The sequence below is a fragment of the Mesorhizobium sp. USDA 3734 genome, from assembly GCF_056279665.1.
The window spans coordinates 6780800-6802800 of sequence record NZ_JBWCCW010000001.1 but is presented as its reverse complement, the minus strand read 5'-3'; the positions used below and the strand labels follow the sequence as shown (position 1 = coordinate 6802800).

Here is a 22001-nt window from a genome sequence, read left to right as displayed (position 1 = left end):
GTGTGCACCCACCCCTCACTGCGACCAATACTGCCAGGCCCAGTAAAAACTTTCGTCACGCGGCGGCAGGCGGTCGCGCTCGGCGTCCAAGCGCACCGGCGTCGGTGACTTCGGTTGCTGTTCAAGCGGCTGGCTTTCCCTGGTCCAGGCGAGAAGCCAGTTGCCGGCCTGGGCGAACAGCACGGCGGTGGAATGGGTCATCGTCATTCTCTCCTGCTCTTCTGGTTTTCCAATCATTCGCGTCCCGCCCACGGGACGAGCACGCGCTCGATCCTGCGGATGGTGAATTCGAGTACGAAGGCGATGGCCGCGATCACCAATATGCCCATCACCACCACGTCGGTGACGAGGAACTGGGCGGCCGACTGGATCATGAAGCCGAGCCCGCGCGTCGCTGCGACCAGTTCTGCGGCGACAAGCGTCGACCAGCCGGCACCGAGCGCGATGCGCAGGCCGGTCAGGATCGACGGCAGCGCGCTGGGCAGGATGACGTGGCGGACCACTTGCGCGCGCGTGGCGCCAAGCGAGCGCGCCGCATTGATGCGTTCCTGCGAGACGCCGCGAACGCCGGACGCGGTCGACAGCGCCACCGGCGCCAGCATGGAAATAGTGATCACCAGGATTTTCGACGGCTCGCCGATGCCGAACCAGATGATGACCAGCGGCAGATAGGCCAGCGGCGGGATCGGCCGCAGGAATTCCAGCAGGGGATCGAAGATGCCGCGCCCGATGGTGCTGATGCCGATGGCCAGACCAACCGGCACGCCGACGAGGATGGCCGCGATCAGCGCCGCGAACACCCGCCACAGGCTGGCGACCGCATGCTGGAGCAGCGTCGCGTCGACGAAGCCGTCACGGGCGACGAGGATGAACTTGTTCCACACCGCAACCGGCGACGGCAGGAACACCGGCGACACCAGTTGCAGGCGGGCCGACAGCGCCCACAGCGCCAGCACCACCAGGATGGTCACGGCGCTGACCGCGCGTGCCGAGATGCCCTTGCGCTTCGGGCTTGGCCGCGACCACGGCACCGAGAGGCCGTCGGCCTCGTCGATCTTGCAGCCCGGCCGCTCCGTGTAGGAAGTAACCGTCATGCCGCTTCTCCTTCGAAGATCGCATCGGTCAACTCGCCGCGCGCCGCGGCAAAAGCCGGATCGGCCTTGATGGTGCGAATGGCCTCGCCAGCCGCGTAGCGCCTGGAGAAGCCAGGCTCGAAGGTGCGCACCACGCGGCCCGGGCCGGGTGCCAGCACGACGATGCGGGTGGCGAGCACCAGCGCCTCCTCGATGCCGTGCGTCACCATCAGCACGCCGACCTCGCTCGCCGTCCACAAATCGAGCAGCGTCGTCTGCATGCGCTCGCGCGTCAGTGCGTCGAGTGCGCCAAGCGGCTCGTCGAGCAGCAGGAATTCAGGTTCGGCGGCGAGCGCCCTGGCCAGGCCGACGCGCTGGCGCATGCCGCCGGAAAGCTCCCAGATGCGCTTGTCGCCGGCATCGGTGAGCTTCACCAGCTCAAGCAGCTCGTCGGCGCGGCGCGCCCGCTCGGCCGGCCGGATGCCACGCAGCCTGAGCGCGAAGGCAACGTTTTCGCGCGCGGTCAGCCACGGAAACAGCGCATCGTTCTGGAACACCACCGCCCGGTCCGAGCCCGGCGCGGTGATCGGTTGGCCGTTGATGGAGGCACGCCCACGCGCCGGCGCGACCAGGCCGGCGGCGACATTGAGCAGCGAGGTCTTGCCGCAGCCAGAACGGCCGACAAGCACGACGAAGTCGCCCTTGGCGACATCGATCGACACCCGTTCGACGGCTGGTGCCGGCTGGCCGTCATAATGGATCGAGACCTTGTCCAGTACGAGATGGGGGTCGAGCACGAGATGCGGCATGGATGCCTCGCAGTTCTGGAGCATGATCCCGAAAAGTGGCGTCCGGTTTTTGGAAAAGATCATGCTCAAACGAATGGATAATCCGACTGCCCCGGAACCGCTCCTCGTCAGCGGTTCCGGGGCAGTCAGCACGCGGCGTCAGGGAAAAGATCCGCGCGCGTTCAGTGTGAGTCAGGCGCTCAGTTCGAGGCCAGCGCCTCGGTGACGTATTTCGACGACACGTATTTCGAATAGTCGGGCAGCACGGCGTCGATCTTGCCTTGCTCCTTGAGGAAGGCGGATGTCGCTTCCACCGCCTTGACCGTGCCGCCGCCGAGGAATTTATCGGACGCCTGTTCTTCGAGCGTTGGGAAGACATAGCCCTTGAGCAGCTGCGGCACTTCCTCCAGCTTGGCGCCGGTGAGCTTGGCGATCGCGGCCGCCTGCGGTGACGACACAGACCAGGCGTCCGGCTTGGCCAGGAATTCGGCATAGGATTCGCCGGTCACCTTGACGAAGTCGCGCACCGCTTCCGGGTTCTTTTCGGCAAAGTCGGTGCGCACGATCCAGGCGTCGAAGGTCGGCGCGCCCCAGGCCGCGACCTGCGAGGAATCCAGCACAACCTTGCCCGTCGTCTTGATCTGGCCGAGCGCCGGATCCCAGACGTAAGCCGCGTCGATGTCGCCGCGCGAAAAGGCCGCCGCGATTTCCGGTGGCCTGAGATTGAGGATCTCGACCGACTTCGGATCGACGCCCTCGTGCTTCAGTGCGGCGAGCAGGCTGTAATGCGTCGTCGAGACGAACGGCACGGCGACTTTCTTGCCGGCGAGGTCGGCGACCTTCTCGATGCCGGCGCCGTTGCGGGCCACCAGCGCCTCGGATTCGCCGATCAGGCCGACGATGAAGATGGTCTGGATCGGCAGATCGCGGCTCGCCGCCGCCGCCAGCGGGCTCGACCCGACATAACCGATATCGACCGAGCCCGAAGCGACCGCGGCGATGACATCGGCGCCGGAATCGAATTTCCGCCAGTCGATCGCCGCCTTCGTCGCCTTTTCATAGGCGCCGTCGGCCTGCGGCACTTTCGAGGGTTCGACCACCGTCTGATAGCCGATGGTGATCTTGAGGTCGTCGGCATGGGCCGGACCGAGGAAGGCAGCACCGGCCAGTGCCGCGGACGAGAGCAGAACAATGCGTCGCGAAATGGTGGACATGAAGGGCTCCTGAAAAAGAGAAAACCGGAATGCCTCATGATAGTCCGCTAATTCTATCGTTCTTGTAGAGTTAAATCCTTCCAACGAAGGCCGGCTTATTAGAAAAAAGCTGTCGGTGGTGGGGTGGTGAGGCGGATAGGGCGGCTGTGAAGGCTCGACCACGGCCCGAAGTCCTCTAATGTCGGCGGGACAGCACCCCCCTCTGGCCTGCCGGCCATCTCCCCCGCAGGGAGGGAGATCGCAGTTTCAACGCTCCGCTCGTCGCGGCGCTCCGATTTCATGAATGGATCCTCGGGTCTTCGCGACGTCGCTTCGCTCCTGCTCCGCCCGTGGATGACGAAGTCGAAGACTCGGCTGCCTCGACAACTGTCCGTGCCCGCCCCACCCGTAAACGAGAATTCCCCCTCCAGCCCTCATTCGGCAAATCCATGCCTCAAACAACCGACGATTTAAAAACACGTTTCGCGTGTTCGAGGGTAAGTATAGTATTCTTATCGACATAGGGAGTTGCAGTCGATGATGAGTGGCCACCACATCACCATGATCGCTCGCGGCATGGATCGGCTTTCGCCGTCGCCTGAGTCGGCTCAAACCACTTCTGTTCCTGGGGGACCATTTGCCATCCCGCTGCCGCTAAAACGCATTTCTGTGCTCTCAGGAGCACAAAGATCGGTCAAAATGGCTACAGCGGCTTGAAAACGAAGCAAAATCAACAGTTCTCGGCTTGTACATCATGTCACTAGAATTTATGTGTCATGCGGGCCTGGAAGCGGCGGCAACGCACGCCAGGCGTTTTGCAACCGATGGTTCCATGCCGTCGCATGACAGAGAAATTTTGATCTCATGCTCACGAAAAAGGGCAAGTACGGCCTCAAGGCGCTCGTACATCTCGCGCGATTGCCGATCGGACAGCTCGCCTTCGTCAACGACATTGCCACCGGCAACAACATCCCGAAGAAATTTCTCGACGCCATCCTGGGCGAGCTGCGCAATGCCGGCTTCGTCCAGAGCCGCAAGGGCAAGGATGGCGGCTATCGCCTCGCCCGACCGGCGGATGAAATCAAGGTCGGCCATGTCGTGCGCGTCCTCGACGGGCCGCTGGCCCCTATTCCCTGCGCCAGCCGCACTCAGTACCAGCGCTGTGAAGATTGCAACGAGGCGACATGCCAAGTCCGACATCTGATGCTCGAGGTCCGGCAGGCGATCGCCGAGGTGCTCGATCAGCGCAGCCTCGCCGAAATGCGCGATATGGCCACGGACGACCTGCCGGTCGCGGTGAAGGTCCAGGCCTGAGCCTGCGACTTCAGGTGCGCGCATGACCGGGCGCGCCAACTCGATCATCATTGTCGGCGGCGGCGCCAGCGGCGTCGTGCTGGCCGCGCATCTCTTGAAATCGTCCAATCCCGACCTGCGCGTCACGCTGATCGAAAGGCGCCCGCATTTCGGCCAGGGCATCGCCTATTCGACGCTGCTCTCGGCGCATGTGCTCAATGTCAGTGCCGCCGGCATGAGCGCCTATGCCGACGATGCAGGCAATTTCCTGCGCTGGCTGCAGGAGCGTGGCCTGGCGACATCCGAGCAGACGCCATTCTATGCGCCGCGAAGCATCTATGCCCGCTACCTCGGCGAATTGCTGGACGATCTCGAAGCGCGTGAGAAGCAGACCGGCCGGCTTCGGCTGATCCATGAAGAGAGCCTGTCGATTTCGCCCACCCCGTCCGGCGTCGAAGTGGCGCTGGCCAATGGCACCAGCGTCGTTGCCCATCTGGCGGTGCTGGCCACCGGCCATGACGAGGAGCCGGCCAAGGGACAAGGGCACACGATCAGGATGGGCTCGGAAGCCGACACCGCGCTCGATCCCGACAGCAGTGTCATGGTGCTGGGCACCGGCTTGAGCATGGTCGACGCCTTCCTGGCGCTGGAACAGCGCGGTCATCGCGGCGACATCATCGCGGTGTCGCGGCGCGGCCTGCTGCCCTCGCCGCACCGCAAGGGCAAACCGATCAAGCTCGACGTTGCCGACATCCCATTGGGCACCCAGCTTTCCTATTTCGTCGGCTGGTTCCGCGACCTGATCAAGGAGAACCAGAAGGCCGGCATCGACTGGCGCGACGTCGTCGACGGCCTGCGGCCGTTCAACCAGAAGATCTGGCAGAACTGGCCGGCTTCCGCCAAGCGCCGCTTTGTCGAACACACCAAGGCCTGGTGGGACATCCACCGCCATCGCATGCCGCCCGAGGTCTACGCCCGTGTGACCGAGGCCGTGCAATCCGGCCGCATCCGCCTGGTCGCCGGCCGCGTCGTCGACATCGCACGCAACGGCGAATTCACTGTCCAGGTCCAGTCGCGCCACACACAGCGCCTCGAGACCTTCGAGGTCGCCCGCATCTACGATTGCTCGGGCATCGTCAGGGACATCTCGACCTCGTCGAACAGCGTCGTGCGCTCGCTGGTCGATCGCGGGCTGGCACGGCCGGACCCGCTGCGCATCGGCCTCGACGTGTCGGCCAATTGCGAGATCATCGCCGGCGACGGCACCGTTTCGGCCAAGATCCTCGCCGTCGGCCCACTGACGCGCGGCACCTTCTTCGAGATCGACGCCATTCCCGATATTCGCGTGCAGTGTGCAAGGCTGAGCAAGCAGCTGCTGGGGTAGAGGCAGAACCTTTTTGATGCTGGAGGGACAGCACCCCCCTCTGGCCTGCCGGCCATCTCCCCCGCAAGGGGGGAGATCGGATGTCACCTTGACCTTCGCCAATCTCCAACGTTGCAGGAAGGGCGCTATCATCGAAGCCGCCAATCTCCCCCCTTGCGGGGGAGATGTCCGGTAGGACAGAGGGGGGTGTGAAGGATCGCGGCGGAGGACGATTAGGCCGAAGGCAGCAGCCACAACCCGGAATTTCATTCCTCATCTGGCCGGTTCATTGGCACGATCTATCTTCTTTCCGACTGCAAAGGGCTGGAAAAGAGGATACGCTGCCGCTCTGCCACGAGGCGGTCGCTTGGTCATGGAGCATCGATATGAGCGAGCACGAGATCGCCGCACCCGACGCGTTGTCCCGCCTGCGTCCGCCCTACAGATCGGTTCTCGACCTGATCGGCCAGACGCCGGTGGTCGAACTGACCAGGTTCGACACCGGCAAATGCCGGCTGTTCATCAAGCTCGAAAGCCAGAACCCCGGCGGCTCGATCAAGGACCGCATCGCGCTGTCGATGATTGCCGCGGCGGAGCGGGAGGGCAAACTGCGGCGTGGCGGCACCATCGTCGAGGCGACGGCCGGCAACACCGGCCTCGGCCTCGCCCAGGTCGGCATCCCCAAGGGTTACCGCATCGTGCTGGTCGTGCCCGACAAGATGTCGCGCGAAAAGATCCAGCATCTGCGCGCGCTCGGCGCCGAGGTGCGCATGACCCGCTCCGATGTCGGCAAGGGCCATGCCGAATATTACCAGGACATGGCCGAGAAGATCGCGGCGGAAACGCCCGGCGCCTTCTATGCCAACCAGTTCGCCAACCCGGCCAACCCGCTGGCGCATGAAACGACCACCGGCCCGGAAATCTTTTCGCAGCTCGACGGCGATGTCGACGCGGTGGTCGTCGGCGTTGGCTCCGGCGGCACGCTGACTGGGCTTGGCCGTTACTTCGCCAAGGTGTCGCCGAAGACCGAGATGATCCTGGCCGACCCGGTCGGCTCGGTGCTGGCGCCGCTGATCAAGACCGGCAAGATGGAAGAGGCCGGCAGCTGGACGGTGGAAGGCATCGGCGAGGATTTCGTGCCGCCCAATGCCGATTTGTCGCTGGTGAAAAAGGCTTATTCCATCCCCGACAAGCAGAGCATGCTGGCCGTGCGCGACCTGCTATCCAAGGAAGGCATCCTCGCCGGCTCGTCGTCGGGCACGCTGCTGTCGGCCGCCTTGCGCTATTGCCGCGAACAGACGTCGGCCAAGCGCGTCGTCACCTTTGTCTGCGACAGCGGCAACAAATATCTGTCGAAGGTCTTCGATGATTTCTGGCTGGCTGAGCAGGGCCTGGCCGAGCAGGAACAGCATGGCGATCTGCGCGATCTGGTGATGCGCTCGCATCGCACCGGCGACACGGTCTCCGTCGGCCCGGACGAAAGCCTGCTCAACGCCTATGGCCGCATGCGCCGCTCCGATGTCTCGCAGCTGCCGGTGCTCGACAACGGCAAGCTGATCGGCATCGTGGACGAAAGCGACATCCTGGCCAAGGTCGAAGGCCCGCATGACGGCCGCTGGGAGCGTTTCAACGGCCCGGTGCGCACGGCGATGACCTCCAACCTGCACACCCTGCAGGCCAGCCAGACGCTGGATGCGCTGCTGCCGGTCTTCGACCGCAACGAGGTCGCCATCATCTTCGACGGCGACGAGTTCGTCGGCCTGATAACCCGCATCGACCTGATCAACCATTTGAGGCGCGCACGATGACCAACAGTACATCCGGCCCATCGTCGGCGGGCAAGAACCGCCTGGCCTTTTCGACGCGCACCATCCATGGCGGCCAGAGCCACGACCCGCTGACCGGCGCGGTGATGGTGCCGATCTACGCCACCTCGACCTTTGCCCAGCAATCGCCCGGCGTGCACAAGGGTTTCGAATATGCCCGCAGCCAGAACCCGACGCGGTTTGCCTTCGAGCGCGCGGTCGCCGACCTGGAAAGCGGCACCAATGCGTTCGCTTTTGCCTCGGGCCTGGCCTCGATCGCCACTGTGCTGGAGCTGCTCGACTCCGGCGCGCATATCGTCGCCACCGACGACATCTATGGCGGCTCCTTCCGCTTGATGGAGCGGGTGCGCAAACGCTCGGCCAATCTGCAGGTCAGCTTCGTCGATTTTACTGACCTCGCCGCCGTGGAAGCCGCGATCCGGCCCGAGACAAAAATGCTCTGGGTCGAGACGCCGACCAACCCGCTGCTGCGCATTGTCGACCTCGAAGGCGTCGCCGCGCTTGCCAGGCGCAAGGGGGTTCTCACCGTCGCCGACAACACCTTCTGCAGCCCTTATATTCAGCGGCCGCTGGAACTCGGCATCGACATCGTCGTCCACTCGACGACCAAATATCTCAACGGCCATTCCGACATGGTCGGCGGCGTGGCGATAGTCGGCGACAACAAGGATCTGGCCGCCCAACTCAAATTCCTGCAGAACGCCATCGGCGCCATTTCGGGCCCGTTCGACAGTTTTCTGGCGCTGCGCGGCCTCAAGACTTTGGCGCTCAGGATGGAGCGCCATTCCACCAACGGCCTCAAGATCGCGCAGTGGCTGGAAGCGCGCCCCGACGTGCGTCGGGTCATCTATCCCGGCCTCGCCAGCCATCCGCAGCACGCCATCGCCAAGCGCCAGATGCACGCCTTCGGCGGCATGATCACGGCCGTCCTCGACCGCGACCTCGCCGGCACAAAACGCTTCCTCGAACGCACGCAGCTGTTCACCTTGGCTGAAAGCCTCGGCGGGGTGGAGAGCCTGATCGAACACCCGGCGCTGATGACGCATGGCTCGATTCCCGCCGAGAAGCGTGCCGAGATCGGCATATCGGATTCGCTGGTAAGGTTGTCGGCGGGGATCGAGGACGGTGATGATCTGATCGCCGATCTGGATCAGGCGCTGGGGGGCTGAGGGGCTGATGTCGCGGCGAGGAAGATGCGGCGGCGTAGGGTAACTGGTTCTGTAGCGATCCTTCACACCCCCCTCCGTCCTGCCGGACATCTCCCCCGCAAGGGGGGAGATCAGATGTCACTTCCGCTTTCGCCAATATCGAACGTTGCAAGACGAGCGGGGGCGTCGAAGCTGCCAATCTCCCTCCTTGCGGGGGAGATGTCCGGCAGGACAGAGGGGGGTGCTGTCCCGCCGACATTACACAAACTTCTTCGCCACGATGGCGGTCAAGGTAACTGCAATCTTGCGCCGGTCATCGCCCCAATTGACCCCGCCCCGCATCTGCCCGAAATGTAGCGCCCCATGGCCACACACGCCGCACCCAAACCCACCGACACCCCCCTCACCTTCGCGGTGCTGGTGTTCCCTGGCTTTCCGATGATGGCGTTCAGCTCGGTCATCGAGCCGCTGCGCGCCGCCAATGTCCTGGCCAAGCGGGAATGCTATCGCTGGATCATCGTCGGCGGCACGAAAGGTGCGGTCGAGGCCTCGAACGGCGTCGTCATCCAGCCGGGTTTCTATGCCGAGGATGCGCCGAAGGTCGACCGCATCGTCGTCTGTTCGGGCGGCGATGCCGATCATCTCGTCGCCGAGGATGCGGCAAGCTGGATCCGCAAGAGCCTGCGCAATGGCGCCCATATCGGCGCGGTGGCGGATGCGGCTTTCTTCCTGGCGCGGGCCGGCCTGCTCGACGGCCATGCCTGCACCTTGCACTGGACCAGCCAGGCGGCCTTCACCGAAGCCTTCCCCAACATCGAGCTGAGGCGCGACCTCTATGTCATCGACCGCAAGCGTTTCACTTCGGCCGGCGGCGTCGGCAGCCTCGACATGATGCTGGAGATCATCACCCGCGATTACGGCGCTGAGCTTGCCGCCGGCGTCGCCGAATGGTTCGTGCACAGCCAGCTGCGCTCCAGCATCGACCGCAAGATGATGCCGCTGCGGCTGCGCACCGGCGTTCAGAACGAGCTGGTGCTGTCGGCCATCGCCATCATGGAGGACGCGGTCGAAGAACGGCTCGGCATGGCCGAGTTGACCGCGAAGCTCGGCGTGTCGTCCGACAAGCTCGAGCGCAGCTTCCGCTCCGAACTCGCCATCTCGCCCAATGGCTACTACCGGCGGCTACGGCTGAAACGCGCCGCCGACCTCCTTGCGCATTCGACGCTCGCCGTGCGCGACGTGGCGCTGGCCTGCGGCTTTGCCTCGATGTCGAGCTTTGCCCGGGCGTTTCGCGAGGAGCACGGGCATCCGCCGAAGCTGGCGAGACGGCATTAGGGGGCTCGGTGCTAGGCGCGGCCTTGTCGAGTTCCGTCACACCCCCCTCTGTCCTGCCGGACATCTCCCCCGCAAGGGGGGAGATCAGCAGTTTGGATGCAGCCGCTCTCCTTGCAACGGTGGAGATTAGCGAAAGCCGAGATGAGAGCCGATCTCCCTCCTTGCGGGGGAGATGTCCGGCAGGACAGAGGGGGGTACTGTCCCGCCGGCGTTCCGACTTAAACCCAGCGGCATCCCGCACAACACACGCGGTTTTCCGCACAATCCATCCGCCCCTCTTGCGCCATGCTCTGACCGAGCAAAATCCACCCAAGGCCGTACCCCCATGAGCATCGTCGTTTTCGACCCCGACAGCACCGAGGACGTGGACTTCAAGGATCGCATGCGCCATCCGGCGGCGGCCGATCCGGCCGGCGGCATGTGGCTGTCGGACACCGAGCCGTCCTTCATCGACGCGGATGCCTTGCGCAAGGGCCGGCTGGCAAAACTGCGCGGCTGGATGCGCGAGGCGGGCTATGGCGGCGTCGTGCTGTTCGACCCCTACAACCAGCGCTACGCCACCGGCTCGCGCAACATGTTCGGCTATTTCCTGCGCAACTCGACCCGCTACTTCTTCATCCCGACCGACGGGCCGATCGTGTTGTTCGAATACCCGCAGAGCTACCATGTCTCCATGGTGCTCGACACGATCGACGAGGCGCGTCCGTCCAAGCTCGTCTGGTCGTCGGTCTCCGGCCGCGACGACGAAACCGCCGGCCCTTTCGCCGACGAGATCGCCGAACTCCTGAAGCAGCATGGCGGCGGCTCGATGAAGCTCGGCCTCGACCGCTGCAGCCATCTGCAGGCGCTGGCCCTGGAAAAGCGCGGCTGCGAGGTCCGTGATTGCCAGGGCGAGATCCTGGCGGTGCGCGCGGTGAAGACGCCGGAGGAAGTCAAATGCCTGCAGGTGTCGATGGCCGGCGCCGAAGCCGCGGTCTATGCGGTGCGTGAGGCGATCAAGCCCGGCGTCTCCGAGAACGACCTGTTCGCCATCATGTATGGCGAGGTCATCCGCCAGGGCGGCGAGTTCATCGAGACGCGGCTGCTCACCTCCGGCCAGCGCACCAACCCGTGGTTCAACGAGGCCAGCGGCCGCAAGATCCGGCCCGGCGAACTGCTGGCGCTCGATACCGACACGATCGGCTGCTACGGCTATTACTCGGATTTCTCGCGCACCTTCCGCTGCGGGCCGGGCAAACCGACGCCTTACCAGAAGTCGCTCTACCGCATGGCGCATGACCAGGTTCAGCACAACATCGGAATCGTCAAGCCCGGCATGGCTTTTCGCGAGATCGCCGAAAAGGCCTGGAAGATCCCGGACCGTTTCGTCGACCAGCGCTACACCTCGGTCATGCACGGCGTCGGCATGCATGGCGAAACACCCTTCATCGCGCACGCCATGGACTACGAGACCTATGGCCGCGACGGCCATATCGTGCCAGGCATGGTGGTGAGCGTCGAAAGCTATATCGGCGAAAAGGGCGGCCGCGAGGGCGTCAAGCTGGAGGACGAGATCCTGATCACCGACACCGGCACCGAACTCCTGTCGCGCTTCCCCTATGAGGATGAGTTTCTGGAGACGCAGGTTTGAGGGTGGCAACCAAGGCTTATAACGAGCGCCTCATTCCCGCCCACCCCCCTCTGTCCTGCCGGACATCTCCCCCGCAAGGGGGGAGATTGGCAGCGTCGCCTGCAGCGCCTTTTCCTGCAACTCTGGCGATTGGTGAGGGCATTCGCGACGATCGATCTCCCCCCTTGCGGGGGAGATGCCCGGCAGGGCAGAGGGGGGTGCTGTCCCGCCGGCATATGGAAAAGTCTTGGACCGCTCCGCCCGTGCATGACCAAGGCGCATCCACATGAAAACCCCCATCGCCATCAAGCGTGGCACCGTGGCCGCGATCTTCATCGACCTGCAGGAGGAGCACCGGCAGGACAAGCGCTATCTGGTCGAGGGCTTTGCCGAGATCCTCGCCAACGTCCAGCGCCTGCAGGCGGCGGCGCGGCAGAACCATGTGCCGCTCTACCACTGGGCCTACATCGTCGATCTCGACAGCCAGGACCGGCCGTTCCATCCGGTCGGTGAGGACGGCAAGTCGGCCTTTTCCGACAAGAGCGATCCGCTGACCGAGATCTGTCATGAGGTGGCGCCGGCCAACGGCGAGGCGCTGCTGATCAAGGCCGAGGCCAGCGCCTTCCGCTCCGGGCCGGCGGCGCGCGACATCAAGTCTTCGGGCATCGAATGGCTGGTTGTGTCGGGCGTCTGGACCGAGGCCTGCATCGACGCCACGGTCAAGGATGCGGTGGCGAAAGGCTTTCGCGTGCTCTTGGTCAAGGATGCCTGCGGCAGCGGCAGTGCGGCCATGCACCAGACCGGCATAATCAACCTCGCCAACCGGCTCTATGGCGGCGCCGTCACCGACACCGACGGCGCCTGCCGGCTGCTGGCCGGCGAAACCGTCACCGCCTGGCAGGTCGAGGGCTCTGTGCCGCTGCGCTTCAGCTTCGACAACGCGGCCACACTCTACGCCGATCTATGACGCGCGGCCCCTACGAAACAAGGCTCGACCCGGCCCTGTGGGCCTATATCGACGCGGTCAACGCCTGGTATCCGCCTGAAGTCACCGGCCTGCCGATCGACAAGCAGCGCGCCGTCTATGACAGGATGAGCCGTGCCTTCCACCAGGGCCGCCCACCCGGCGTCAAGGCCAGCGACGGCCTGATCGCCGCCGCCGGCCGCGACATCCCGGTGCGCCGCTACCAGCGCGCCGGCAAGGCCGCCCGCGCCATGGTGGTCTACTACCACGGCGGCGGCTTCATCCTCGGCGGGCTCGACAGCCATGACGACATCTGCGCCGAACTCTGCGTCGGCACCGGCTTCGACGTGCTGTCGGTCGACTACCGGCTGGCGCCGGAGCATGTCCACCCGGCCGCCTTCGACGATGCCGTCACCGCCTTCGAATGGGCGGCGGCGACATCAGATCTGCCGCTGGTGCTGTGCGGCGAAAGTGCGGGCGGCAATCTCGCCGCGGCCGTGGCGCAGGCAACGCGCAGGCACGCCCGCGCCGCCATCGGCCAGGTGCTGATCTATCCCGGCCTCGGCGGCGACGAGAACTCCGGCTCCTACATCGAGCACGCCGAGGCGCCGCTTCTGTCGCTGCACGACGTCGCCTTCTATCGCGACGTCCGCTCGGCCAAGCGGCAATCACAGGACGATCCGACCTTCTCGCCGCTGCGTGACCGCGATTTTTCCGGCCTGCCGCCAACGGTGATCGTCACCGCCGAGTGCGACCCGCTGTCGTCGGATGGCGAAACCTATCACGACCGCATTCTGGCCGCCGGCGGCAAGGCGTGGTGGCACGAGGAGCCAAGGCTGGTGCACAGCTTCCTGCGCGCCCGGGCTACTGTGCCGGCGGCGGCGGAGGCGTTTGCGCGGATCGTGGCGGCGGTTGGCGCGCTGGGTAGAGGTGATCTCCCCCCTTGAGGGGGAGATGCCCGGCAGGGCAGAGGGGGTCGCCTCGCGTAAGGCGCTAGCATCATCTTTTGAAGGTAGGAGGTCGCGTCCCGTCGTACCGACCCCCTCTGTCGCCTTCGGCGACATCTTCCCCTCAAGGGGGGGAGCTTAGCCCTGCGGAGCACCGCACAATCACTGCGGAAAACCGAACACTCCGCAGCGTCACCCCGCTCTACTATTCGCCTGCTCAGGCAACGGCGTCCCGGCGGCCGCGCCACACCGCGTTGGATGTGTCCGCCGGGGCGCCCAACAACAGGGGAACGACGATGAAATTCATGCTGACCGACCGCAAACTGCACCCGCAAGCCAAGCCCGTCGCCGACGATTTCAAGACCGGCGGCATCAACCGCCGCGAATATCTGGCGCTGATGGCCGGCCTCGGCGTCAGCGCCGCTGGTGCGCTGGCGCTGGGCGGTCTGAGCACCACCCCCGCCCGCGCGGCGGAACCGAAGAAGGGCGGCGTCTTGCGCGTCGCCATGAACGTCAAGGGTTTCAAGGACCCGCGCACCTTCGACGGCGTCGAGATGTCCAATGTCGCCCGCCACTGCAACGAATATCTGGTGCGCTGGAACACCGACTTCTCCTTCGAGCCCTGGCTGCTCGAAAGCTGGGAGGCGAGCGACGACGCCAGGACGCTCACCTTGCATGTGCGCAAGGGCATTTCCTGGTCGAATGGCGATGCCTTCAACGCCGACGATGTCATCCACAACCTCACCCGCTGGTGCGACGCTTCCGTGCCCGGCAATTCGGTCGCCGCGCGCATGGGCGCGCTGGTCAATGCCGACACCAAGAAATTGGTCGACGGCGGCATCGCCAAGGTCGACGACTTCACCATCAAGCTCAATCTGCCCAAGCCCGACATTTCGCTGATCGCCGGCATGGCCGACTATCCGGCGCTGATCATGCACCGCTCCTACGAGGGCGACGGCGATCCCATGAAGGCGCTGGCCATCACCACCGGCCCTTGCGAGCTGGTGAGCTGGGATGCCGAAACCGGCGCCGAGGTGAAGCGCAAGGAAAAGCCCTGGTGGAAGGGCGAATTCCACCTCGACGGCATCAAATGGGTCGATTACGGCTCCGACCCCAACGCCATGCTGTCGGCGTTCGAATCCGGCGAGATCGACACCGACCACGAAACCGCCTCCGATGCCGTCTCGCAGACCGAGCAGATGGGGCTCAAAAATTCCGAGATCGCCACCGGCTCCACCATCGTCGCCCGCTTCAATGTCGGCAACGCGCCCTATGACGACGTCAAGGTGCGCCGCGCCGCCCAGCTCGCCGTCGACAATGCCGCCGTGCTGACGCTCGGCCTCGGTGGCCGCGGCAAGCCCGCCGACAACCACCATGTCGGCCCCATGCACCCCGAATATGCCGATATCGGTCCGGCCAGGCGTGACGTCGACCAGTCGAAGAAGCTGCTTGCCGAAGCCGGCAAGGCCGACCACGAATTCGAGCTCATCTCCGTCGATGTCGAATGGCAAAAGAGCACCGGCGACGCCATCGGCGCGCAGATGCGCGAGGCGGGTCTCAAGATCAAGCGCACCGTGCTTCCGGCCGCCACCTTCTGGAACGACTGGAGCAAATACCCCTTCTCCTGCACCGAATGGCTCGGCCGCCCGCTCGGCGTCCAGGTGCTGGCCCTGGCGTATAAATCGGGCGCTGCCTGGAACGAAAGCGCCTACGCCAATCCCGAGTTCGACACGCTGCTCGACAAGGCGCTGGCCACACCGGACGCCAAGGCGCGCAAGGAGGTCATGGGCAAGATCGAGCAGAATCTGCGCGACTCCGGCATCATCATCCAACCCTACTGGCGCTCGGTCTACCGCACCTACCGCAAGGGCGTCGAAGGCTGCGAACAGCACCAGGCGCTGGAGCAGCATTTTGAGAAGGTTTGGTTGGAAAGCTGAGGTTTCGCCAGTCTTGGGTTCCTCGCCCTCCGGAGGGGGGAGAGGTGGCGCTGCGAAGCAGCGACGGAGTGGGGGAAGCCATTCATGAAACGCGCAGTCGCCGAAAAATAGGCACAAACCGCCGAGCGCGAAAACTTAGGCAAAGCGGCAATCAGAAAGATCGACCCCCACTCCGTCGAGCTCCGCTCGCCACCTCTCCCCCGATCGACGGGGGAGAGGAAAGGCGTGTCCGAACCGGATAGATAGGTAACAGAATGGACCGATTAGATGGGTGACAGTTTTCTGCCTCGCCGGGAGGACCGGCGATGGTTTGGCGAGAGACTGCACTCATGGATGAGCGGCTTCGGTTTGTTGTGGAATGCCTTTCTGGCGAGGAGACGATGACGCAGGTGTGTGCGGCCTTCGATATCTCTCGCAAGACCGGCTACAAATGGCTTGAACGCTACCGGGAGTATGGACCGGGAGGCTTGCATGATCTGCCGCGTGCGCCGCTCAATCACGGTCGGGCGACGGCCGTGGATGTGGTGGAGCGGATCGTGGCCATGAAGGAGGCGCATCCGTTGTGGGGACCCAAGAAGATCATTGCCAGGCTCAAGCTTGCGGAGCCCTGCTGCGGCTGGCCCGCGGTCTCGACGGCCGGTGAGCTTCTGAAGCGGCATGGACTTGTGGGGCGCAGGCGCAGGCGCTGGAGGGCGGCAGGCAACGGCCCATGGCCGGAAGCTTCGGAGCCGAACGCGGTGTGGACGGGGGACCACAAGGGCTGGTTCCGGACCCGCGACGGGTGGCGCTGCGAACCGCTGACGGTGATGGATGCGTTGAGCCGCTACCTGTTGGGGCTCGAGGCAACGAGCTCGACGTCGGATGAAGAGGCTTGGCCGGTGTTTGAGCGGTTGTTTGAGGAGAACGGCCTGCCGGATCGCTTCAGAAGCGACAATGGCTCCCCATTTGCGTCGGCCGGCGTCACCGGGCTGACGCCGCTTGCGGCGCGCTTCATCAAGCTCGGCATCGCCCTTGAGCGCATCCAGCCGGGCAAGCCGCAGCAGAACGGGCGCCATGAGCGTTTTCACCTGACCATGCTGCCGATGGCCAAGGCACCGGAGGCTGACAGGGCGGCTCAAGCCCAGGTCTTCGAGGCCTTCCGGCGCAGCTACAATGAGGAGCGCCCGCACGAGGCCCTTGGCATGGGCACCCCGGCGCAGCATTACCGTCCCTCGACCCGTCCCATGCCCAAGACGACCCCCGAGCCGGACTATCCGGCCGAGGCGGCGGTGCGCAGCGTGCGTCAGAACGGCGCCGTCAAATGGCAGGGCACCGAGATCTATGTCTCGGCCACGCTGGCAGGCGAGCCGATTGCCATCGAAGAGACCGAGAACGGCGAATGGGCGATGCGCTTCTATGCCCATCCGCTCGGCCTCATCGACCACAAGCACATGAAACTGGTTCGCCGCAGCGCCGCGCCAACCCAACCGCTCGGCGCTGCGCCGAACCCATCATAAGGGGAGAAAACTGTTACCTATGTATCCGGTTCAAACTGTTACCCATCTATCGGCTGGACAGGCGCGAGTTCGCCAACCTTGGCGCCCTTCCTCTCCCTCCGGAGGGGGGAGAGGTGGCGCTGCGAAGCAGCGACGGAGTGGGGGACGCCATTCGCCAAGTCAAAATCCTGTCACGGGCTTGCTGAGATAACAGGAAGCCCCATCAGGAACCCCTGAAACAAATCTCCCAATGCCGCGCAGGCCCCTCTCCGTCCCGGCTTCGCCGGGCCACCTCTCCCCACTTCGTGAGGCGAGGAACCAGGTTGCTCCCACTACCGCCCACCCTCACAACCGATGCCAGCCCTCTCCGCAAACGGCTTTCCGGTGGATTCCAACGGGGATTGGGCGGCGAGTGAGGAGCAGAGAGCTGCCGCCCGCGCGCATCGCCAGGCCCTATATTTCATGTACGGCGCAAAACGTGCGGTGCCAGGCGGTGGACCGCCGCCGCCACAGGGCGCATGGTTCCCCTGTCGCTGGCCACTGTATGGGCGATGGGGAGTGTCAGCGTGCTCCCGCCCCCGTCGGGAAGCAATGCAATGGAAGACCCCACGGGCCCGGTGCCCGCGCTTACCTTCCATGCGTTGCGAAGGGCATTCAAGACATCCATCGCCGAACGCCTCATCCCCGAGGCGCAATGGACCAGCCACGCCAAGGCCCTGGTGCGCAAACTCACGCACAGCGCGCATGTCGACAGCGGCCTCGTCGCCTGGATCATTCGCAAGTGAAGCAGAAATGGCCGGCGCGAATGCCGGTGAGGCAGTTGCCTGAGCCCGCGCCGGCCACCTGGCGAACTGATTAGTGTCCGCCGCCCGAGTTTTCTACCGCTCCGAGTCTGCGCGATCAACCAACTCAGGGTTGGTTGCGCACTGGTATGCCCGTTGCGTCATTGAAAAAAGCGCCGTCCGGCGACAGCGGCGGGGCGGCTATTATCCGCAGGGTTGCGAGATCGGACAGGCTATTGCCGTCACGGCCGAAAGCTTCTCGCGCCTGTTGAGCGTCGGCTTCTGATAGATTTTCTTCATGGATGTTCCCCTTTAGCCCCCAATGGCCGGCGCCCAAAGGCGCCTGCGCGCGTGCAATGTCAATGCGCCGGCGCGCCGCACTTCGTGTCGAGCGACCGGAAGGGAACCGGCACCGGTCGGGCTTGGGACCCTATTGGCCGCAGATCTGTGACGCAGGACAAAGTGCCACGACGGCCGAAAGCTTTTCGCGCTTGCTCAGCGTCGGCTTTTGATAGGTCTTTTTCACGGATAGTCCCCCTTGCCCGCAATGACTGGAATCCAATGACGCTGTATCCGGGCGATGTCAATCTGTTGCGCGCGCCCTGACCAGCTCACCGCGCAGACCTGAGCAGTGTCCAGATCCAGCCGGCAAAGGTCAGCACCAGGAACGGATAGCCGGCGGCGGGCAGCGGCGCCGAGGTCGGCAGCAAGGGCGCGCCCCACAGGATCATGCCGGCCGAGACGATAAACAGCCCGGCGGCCACGAGCGCGGTGAGCCGCATCCACAGCGCAAAGGTCTTCGGTGCGCTGATCATCACCAGTGCCGCCGCCCAAAGCGAGATGCCGCCGACATAGGAAGGAACGCTGGCCTCCAGCCCCGCCGCATTGCCGGCCAGCAGCAGGCTTTCGCCGGCAAGGAAGGTCAGGAAGCCGGCAGCTATGCAGTCATTGCCCAGCCGCTGATATTTCATGGTCAGCAGCGCGGTCGCCACCACCAGGGCCACGCCGTCGATCGTCCACAGCGTTTCGCGCAGCGGAGCGCTGGCCACGAAGGTGCCGGCGAGACCGAAAGCGCCGCCGATGGCGAGGCCGATCGCGGCGACGGTGTCTGAGGTGGAACGCATGTGATGTCTCCCCCAAGTCGGGCGGAGGATACTTCAGGGTGAGGCTAGTAACAACACGGCGTAAATCAGGGCGAGATCGGACGAAGTGAAAAGAGCGGCGTCGGCTACGATCGGCGGGGATTGTTCACAAGGAAAGCCAAGTTCATTGCGTTAATCGAGCCTCACCAGCTTCGCATCTGCGCCAGTAATCGGCATTCATTGCCGGCAAAAATCCGCCCGATTCCATCATCCTATCCACGCATAGGAGTGTTTTTTCGATATCCAAAATTCCGGTCGCCAACAGGCTGCACAAGATGCCAATTGAACCTATAACTTTTTCTCGTCCGATAATTCTTTCTGCAACTAATCTTGCTCGCCGATCGTCACAAACAAAGTAGATATCTTGATTTCGACATGCGAGTATCGAATGCGCCTCCCCCTGTCCGATATTCTCAGTTCGAATGAACTCTTGCAGTTCATCCGGGTCCACCTCACTCTCGCACAGGCCGCATACGCTGTCCGACTGAAGCGCATCGAACAGTTCCCGGTAAGGGCCGCTCATCTCCATCTGAACTGCCCTTACAATTGCTTTTTGCCCATTGAGAAAGGCGAGTACGGTTTGTAGAAGCCCGCAATTAACGAGATTAACCCAGCTGCAGGTATCGAATCTAACGCTATCGGATAAATTCATAAACTTCGTTCACCGTATATCCGAATATGTTGGCAACACGACTGACGGAATACTGGCCATCTTCGATTTTTGATCTAACGAAAGACTTTATAGCGGGGGACAAGACCGGGATTTCGTCATAATTATCTTTGACCGGCAGGCTGCGCATATAAGCCTCCGCACTCTCGAAATTCTTCCTAATTTCGCTCAAAATCCGAGCCGTGACCCCTCTGTCTATGACTCGAATCTGCTCTAATCTGTTCCCGGCAGCTTCAAAGCTGGAGCCAAAAAAACGGGCGATGTATGCGATCTCGACAGACGAGATGGAGTCATTCTTCTGATCAAATAAGTCCTTGAACCTGCTGATAAATCGCGTAACCCCAAGAAGGGGTATCAGGAGGCATGATGCGAAGGCGTTAGCTAATTTCTCATCATCCGCCATGCTCGCTTCATCGTCGAATATATTTTCGTCAATTATTGGCCTGTTTCTACAATGTCCAAAAATTATGTGAGCCAATTCGTGAGCTATAGTGAATCTCATTCTCGGGAGATATTGAGCTGAAACAAATATAAAATTCATGCCATCTATACTGACGCAGGCTCCGTCTACTCCAAGGCCCCTCAATTTAATAACGTGAGCCAATCCAGAATCGCTAATAACCTTAGAGATATCTCTGATTGGGTCGATATCTTGTCCAAGACGGAAAAGGCTCCTTACGACCAATGACGTGTCGTCGATTGATCTGAGGCTGTCGGTACTCGCCTTCATTTCTATCTGGATATTTCTTTGATCTGGCCCTGCCTCTTTCAGTATGAAGTCGGTGATCAACCGGACCCGCATTTCGGAGGAGTAAAACATGTCTGGATGGCTGGACGAGCGAAGGCGCATGTCTGCCATGCCGGTACTGTCATCGAACTCGCCGATCGCGTCCACGGGGATGCGCAGATATTTGCCTAGAGCAAGCAATTCGCTGAGATTTGGGCTTGATCCATGCGATATGGATTGTAGTCGCTCGACCGCGATACCAGTTCGCTTAGAGATGGTAGGGAATCGTGGTTCCAGGCGAGAAATTTTGCTTCTCACGCGATCATTTTCCCGACTTGATGTCGCCCAGCCATGCAAGCATGGTATCGACCTCTAATCCATCTAATTTGGACATGCGACCGATCACGTCAATCGGCCTGTTTCCGGCCTTGCCGACGACCTTTTGTAAGATGGGCAGGGTTTCATTTCGGCTGCGCTGAACCTGCCCTGGAGTTTCTAGGTTTATGGAATTGCCGCCTACGATAAAGTTCTCAACGCGGCGATCAAATCCATCCTCTGAATGAGTATCTAAGGGATGTTTGTCACCGGTGTCAGACACCACCACGTTTCCGACTAGGAGGCCTCCAGGAGTCAACGCCAGTCGATTTCCAGGAAATCTCGCGTGTGCTTCCAACGCACTGATTTTTTCCGCGACCTGCATTCCACCGATTATGTACTGTTGAAACCTTTCGATCTTCCCGCTCACGACAAATATCCAATCTCCTATGGAGACCGCACGCCGAATATTTGGCATACATGCGCCCAATGTAGGTACCGGTCCAAACATAGGGTCCTTTAAAAAACGGCCTGCGCCGGGGTCCGCTCCCTGACCGGTGATGTAGACATAGCCGTTCATATTCATTCCTCTTGAAAAGACCATGTTAAGCTATGATCTTTATCTTATGATAATAGAAACAAGCTTGGCAACTTGATGGACCACCTTTTATTAGACCCGTTCGAGTACCCTGCAGGGATTGCCATCTGGGGGGGCGTCGAGCCGATTTTCATGACGGCGCACAGGCCCAATGAAGAGGCAGGAATACATGTTCACGCACGCAAAAGACCAGAAGCCGACAAAGACATAGATCAAAGCTTTGATGAAGTCACTTTCAGAGATCGAGTCACAGGACGAGACATACGGATTGATCAAGACGCGGCAGTAGGTTTCATGATCTCCCAGATTCTTGGTTTGCGCATGAGGCATGTTATTTGCGCGAATTGCGGAGGGGATATTTTTCTTGGGCGACAGTCTGCAGCTCGGCCATCGACGAGCCACAGATGCCCGTCGTGTTCGATGACTAATACTACCGATGTCGAAGCTATAGCCAACCCATTGATATCTTTGCGCGAAGGGTATTCGAGCAAAATCGATCCGGCTGTGGTTTCGCCTCAACGGCCGCTGTCGCTTCGATGGGACCAGTTTCCCGGAGGAATAGATATTTGGGGGTCCAATCAGGCGATAATCTGGACCGCTTGCAGGCCCGAAGAGGAAGGCCTTCATATACACTGGTACGCAAGCGACGGCATCATGCTACGAGATGATACATTCGACACCGTGACCATAGGAGCGACCGAGATAAACGTTACGGCTGCTCGGCTTTGGATGGCGCAGCGTGAAATACATCAACTCCGTGCGGCGGTTAGGTCAATAAATTGCGAAGAATGCGGTACGCCAATATGTGACCAAGGC

19 protein-coding genes are annotated in these 22001 nt (G+C 62.6%); 11 read left to right on the top strand and 8 right to left on the bottom strand.

The annotated features are described in order from the left end of the window. Positions 1–15: 15 nt before the first annotated feature. From ACZ89F_RS32520 to tauA, 4 genes are all read right to left on the bottom strand, one after another. Positions 16–201, bottom strand: coding sequence for a hypothetical protein (locus ACZ89F_RS32520; RefSeq protein ID WP_476096274.1), 186 nt, complete (start codon positions 199–201; stop codon positions 16–18). Positions 202–233: 32 nt separating this feature from the next. Further along, the gene (locus ACZ89F_RS32515) at positions 234–1094 is read right to left on the bottom strand and encodes an ABC transporter permease subunit (protein WP_476096272.1); all 861 of its coding nucleotides are present in this window, start codon (positions 1092–1094) and stop codon (positions 234–236) included. Continuing rightward, positions 1091–1882 carry a taurine ABC transporter ATP-binding protein gene (locus tag ACZ89F_RS32510; protein WP_476096270.1) on the bottom strand — a complete coding sequence of 264 codons (792 nt, stop codon included), beginning with the start codon at positions 1880–1882 and terminating at the stop codon, positions 1091–1093. Before ACZ89F_RS32510 ends, ACZ89F_RS32515 begins: the two co-directional genes overlap by 4 nt. A 179-nt stretch (positions 1883–2061) precedes the next feature. Beyond that, positions 2062–3075 carry a taurine ABC transporter substrate-binding protein gene (tauA, locus tag ACZ89F_RS32505; RefSeq protein ID WP_476096268.1) on the bottom strand — a complete coding sequence of 338 codons (1014 nt, stop codon included), beginning with the start codon at positions 3073–3075 and terminating at the stop codon, positions 2062–2064. A gap of 843 nt (positions 3076–3918) precedes the next feature. On the opposite strand from tauA, the gene ACZ89F_RS32500 reads away from it, so the two are divergent. From ACZ89F_RS32500 to ACZ89F_RS32450, 11 genes are all read left to right on the top strand, one after another. Next, positions 3919–4368: an RrF2 family transcriptional regulator gene (locus ACZ89F_RS32500; RefSeq protein WP_476096267.1), complete on the top strand. Its 450-nt coding sequence runs from the start codon at positions 3919–3921 to the stop codon at positions 4366–4368. 22 nt (positions 4369–4390) lie between these two features. Beyond that, positions 4391–5731, top strand: a complete 1341-nt coding sequence (locus ACZ89F_RS32495) for an FAD/NAD(P)-binding protein (RefSeq protein ID WP_476096265.1) — start codon at positions 4391–4393, stop codon at positions 5729–5731. Positions 5732–6096: 365 nt separating this feature from the next. Further along, positions 6097–7518, top strand: coding sequence for a pyridoxal-phosphate dependent enzyme (locus ACZ89F_RS32490; protein WP_476096263.1), 1422 nt, complete (start codon positions 6097–6099; stop codon positions 7516–7518). Beyond that, positions 7515–8705 carry a trans-sulfuration enzyme family protein gene (locus tag ACZ89F_RS32485; protein ID WP_476096261.1) on the top strand — a complete coding sequence of 397 codons (1191 nt, stop codon included), beginning with the start codon at positions 7515–7517 and terminating at the stop codon, positions 8703–8705. Before ACZ89F_RS32490 ends, ACZ89F_RS32485 begins: the two co-directional genes overlap by 4 nt. A gap of 342 nt (positions 8706–9047) precedes the next feature. After that, positions 9048–10019, top strand: coding sequence for a GlxA family transcriptional regulator (locus tag ACZ89F_RS32480; RefSeq protein WP_476096260.1), 972 nt, complete (start codon positions 9048–9050; stop codon positions 10017–10019). A gap of 325 nt (positions 10020–10344) precedes the next feature. Beyond that, entirely contained in the window at positions 10345–11649 is a 1305-nt protein-coding gene (locus tag ACZ89F_RS32475; RefSeq protein WP_476096258.1) for a M24 family metallopeptidase, read from the top strand. 265 nt (positions 11650–11914) lie between these two features. Then, positions 11915–12595 (top strand): isochorismatase family protein, encoded by a 681-nt coding sequence (locus ACZ89F_RS32470; protein ID WP_476096257.1) that lies wholly within the window; start codon positions 11915–11917, stop codon positions 12593–12595. Continuing rightward, positions 12592–13539, top strand: a complete 948-nt coding sequence (locus ACZ89F_RS32465; RefSeq protein ID WP_476096255.1) for an alpha/beta hydrolase — start codon at positions 12592–12594, stop codon at positions 13537–13539. Before ACZ89F_RS32470 ends, ACZ89F_RS32465 begins: the two co-directional genes overlap by 4 nt. A gap of 296 nt (positions 13540–13835) precedes the next feature. Further along, a complete protein-coding gene (locus tag ACZ89F_RS32460; RefSeq protein WP_476096253.1) occupies positions 13836–15476 on the top strand; it encodes an ABC transporter substrate-binding protein in 1641 nt (546 codons plus the stop codon). 305 nt (positions 15477–15781) lie between these two features. Then, on the top strand, positions 15782–16972 hold the full coding sequence (locus ACZ89F_RS32455; protein WP_476096252.1) for an integrase core domain-containing protein: 1191 nt from the start codon (positions 15782–15784) through the stop codon (positions 16970–16972). A 575-nt stretch (positions 16973–17547) separates the two neighbouring features. Then, positions 17548–17736 (top strand): hypothetical protein, encoded by a 189-nt coding sequence (locus ACZ89F_RS32450; protein WP_476096250.1) that lies wholly within the window; start codon positions 17548–17550, stop codon positions 17734–17736. A 608-nt stretch (positions 17737–18344) separates the two neighbouring features. On the opposite strand, the gene ACZ89F_RS32445 is transcribed toward ACZ89F_RS32450, so the two are convergent. From ACZ89F_RS32445 to ACZ89F_RS32430, 4 genes are all read right to left on the bottom strand, one after another. Beyond that, positions 18345–18857 carry a hypothetical protein gene (locus ACZ89F_RS32445; protein WP_476096248.1) on the bottom strand — a complete coding sequence of 171 codons (513 nt, stop codon included), beginning with the start codon at positions 18855–18857 and terminating at the stop codon, positions 18345–18347. A 142-nt stretch (positions 18858–18999) separates the two neighbouring features. Continuing rightward, a complete protein-coding gene (locus ACZ89F_RS32440; protein WP_476096246.1) occupies positions 19000–19527 on the bottom strand; it encodes a PIN domain-containing protein in 528 nt (175 codons plus the stop codon). Beyond that, the gene (locus ACZ89F_RS32435) at positions 19511–20335 is read right to left on the bottom strand and encodes an ImmA/IrrE family metallo-endopeptidase (RefSeq protein WP_476096244.1); all 825 of its coding nucleotides are present in this window, start codon (positions 20333–20335) and stop codon (positions 19511–19513) included. Before ACZ89F_RS32435 ends, ACZ89F_RS32440 begins: the two co-directional genes overlap by 17 nt. A gap of 259 nt (positions 20336–20594) precedes the next feature. Beyond that, positions 20595–21167 (bottom strand): Nmad2 family putative nucleotide modification protein, encoded by a 573-nt coding sequence (locus ACZ89F_RS32430; RefSeq protein WP_476096242.1) that lies wholly within the window; start codon positions 21165–21167, stop codon positions 20595–20597. Positions 21168–22001: the final 834 nt, after the last annotated feature.

What these genes read in the sequence shown, in the direction of transcription:
- ACZ89F_RS32520 (WP_476096274.1), bottom strand. Translation starts at nt 201, where the DNA reads ATGACCCATTCCACCGCCGTGCTGTTCGCCCAGGCCGGCAACTGGCTT.
- ACZ89F_RS32515 (WP_476096272.1), bottom strand. Translation starts at nt 1,094, where the DNA reads ATGACGGTTACTTCCTACACGGAGCGGCCGGGCTGCAAGATCGACGAG.
- ACZ89F_RS32510 (WP_476096270.1), bottom strand. Translation starts at nt 1,882, where the DNA reads ATGCCGCATCTCGTGCTCGACCCCCATCTCGTACTGGACAAGGTCTCG.
- tauA (WP_476096268.1), bottom strand. Translation starts at nt 3,075, where the DNA reads ATGTCCACCATTTCGCGACGCATTGTTCTGCTCTCGTCCGCGGCACTG.
- ACZ89F_RS32500 (WP_476096267.1), top strand. Translation starts at nt 3,919, where the DNA reads ATGCTCACGAAAAAGGGCAAGTACGGCCTCAAGGCGCTCGTACATCTC.
- ACZ89F_RS32495 (WP_476096265.1), top strand. Translation starts at nt 4,391, where the DNA reads ATGACCGGGCGCGCCAACTCGATCATCATTGTCGGCGGCGGCGCCAGC.
- ACZ89F_RS32490 (WP_476096263.1), top strand. Translation starts at nt 6,097, where the DNA reads ATGAGCGAGCACGAGATCGCCGCACCCGACGCGTTGTCCCGCCTGCGT.
- ACZ89F_RS32485 (WP_476096261.1), top strand. Translation starts at nt 7,515, where the DNA reads ATGACCAACAGTACATCCGGCCCATCGTCGGCGGGCAAGAACCGCCTG.
- ACZ89F_RS32480 (WP_476096260.1), top strand. Translation starts at nt 9,048, where the DNA reads ATGGCCACACACGCCGCACCCAAACCCACCGACACCCCCCTCACCTTC.
- ACZ89F_RS32475 (WP_476096258.1), top strand. Translation starts at nt 10,345, where the DNA reads ATGAGCATCGTCGTTTTCGACCCCGACAGCACCGAGGACGTGGACTTC.
- ACZ89F_RS32470 (WP_476096257.1), top strand. Translation starts at nt 11,915, where the DNA reads ATGAAAACCCCCATCGCCATCAAGCGTGGCACCGTGGCCGCGATCTTC.
- ACZ89F_RS32465 (WP_476096255.1), top strand. Translation starts at nt 12,592, where the DNA reads ATGACGCGCGGCCCCTACGAAACAAGGCTCGACCCGGCCCTGTGGGCC.
- ACZ89F_RS32460 (WP_476096253.1), top strand. Translation starts at nt 13,836, where the DNA reads ATGAAATTCATGCTGACCGACCGCAAACTGCACCCGCAAGCCAAGCCC.
- ACZ89F_RS32455 (WP_476096252.1), top strand. Translation starts at nt 15,782, where the DNA reads ATGGTTTGGCGAGAGACTGCACTCATGGATGAGCGGCTTCGGTTTGTT.
- ACZ89F_RS32450 (WP_476096250.1), top strand. Translation starts at nt 17,548, where the DNA reads ATGGAAGACCCCACGGGCCCGGTGCCCGCGCTTACCTTCCATGCGTTG.
- ACZ89F_RS32445 (WP_476096248.1), bottom strand. Translation starts at nt 18,857, where the DNA reads ATGCGTTCCACCTCAGACACCGTCGCCGCGATCGGCCTCGCCATCGGC.
- ACZ89F_RS32440 (WP_476096246.1), bottom strand. Translation starts at nt 19,527, where the DNA reads ATGAATTTATCCGATAGCGTTAGATTCGATACCTGCAGCTGGGTTAAT.
- ACZ89F_RS32430 (WP_476096242.1), bottom strand. Translation starts at nt 21,167, where the DNA reads ATGAACGGCTATGTCTACATCACCGGTCAGGGAGCGGACCCCGGCGCA.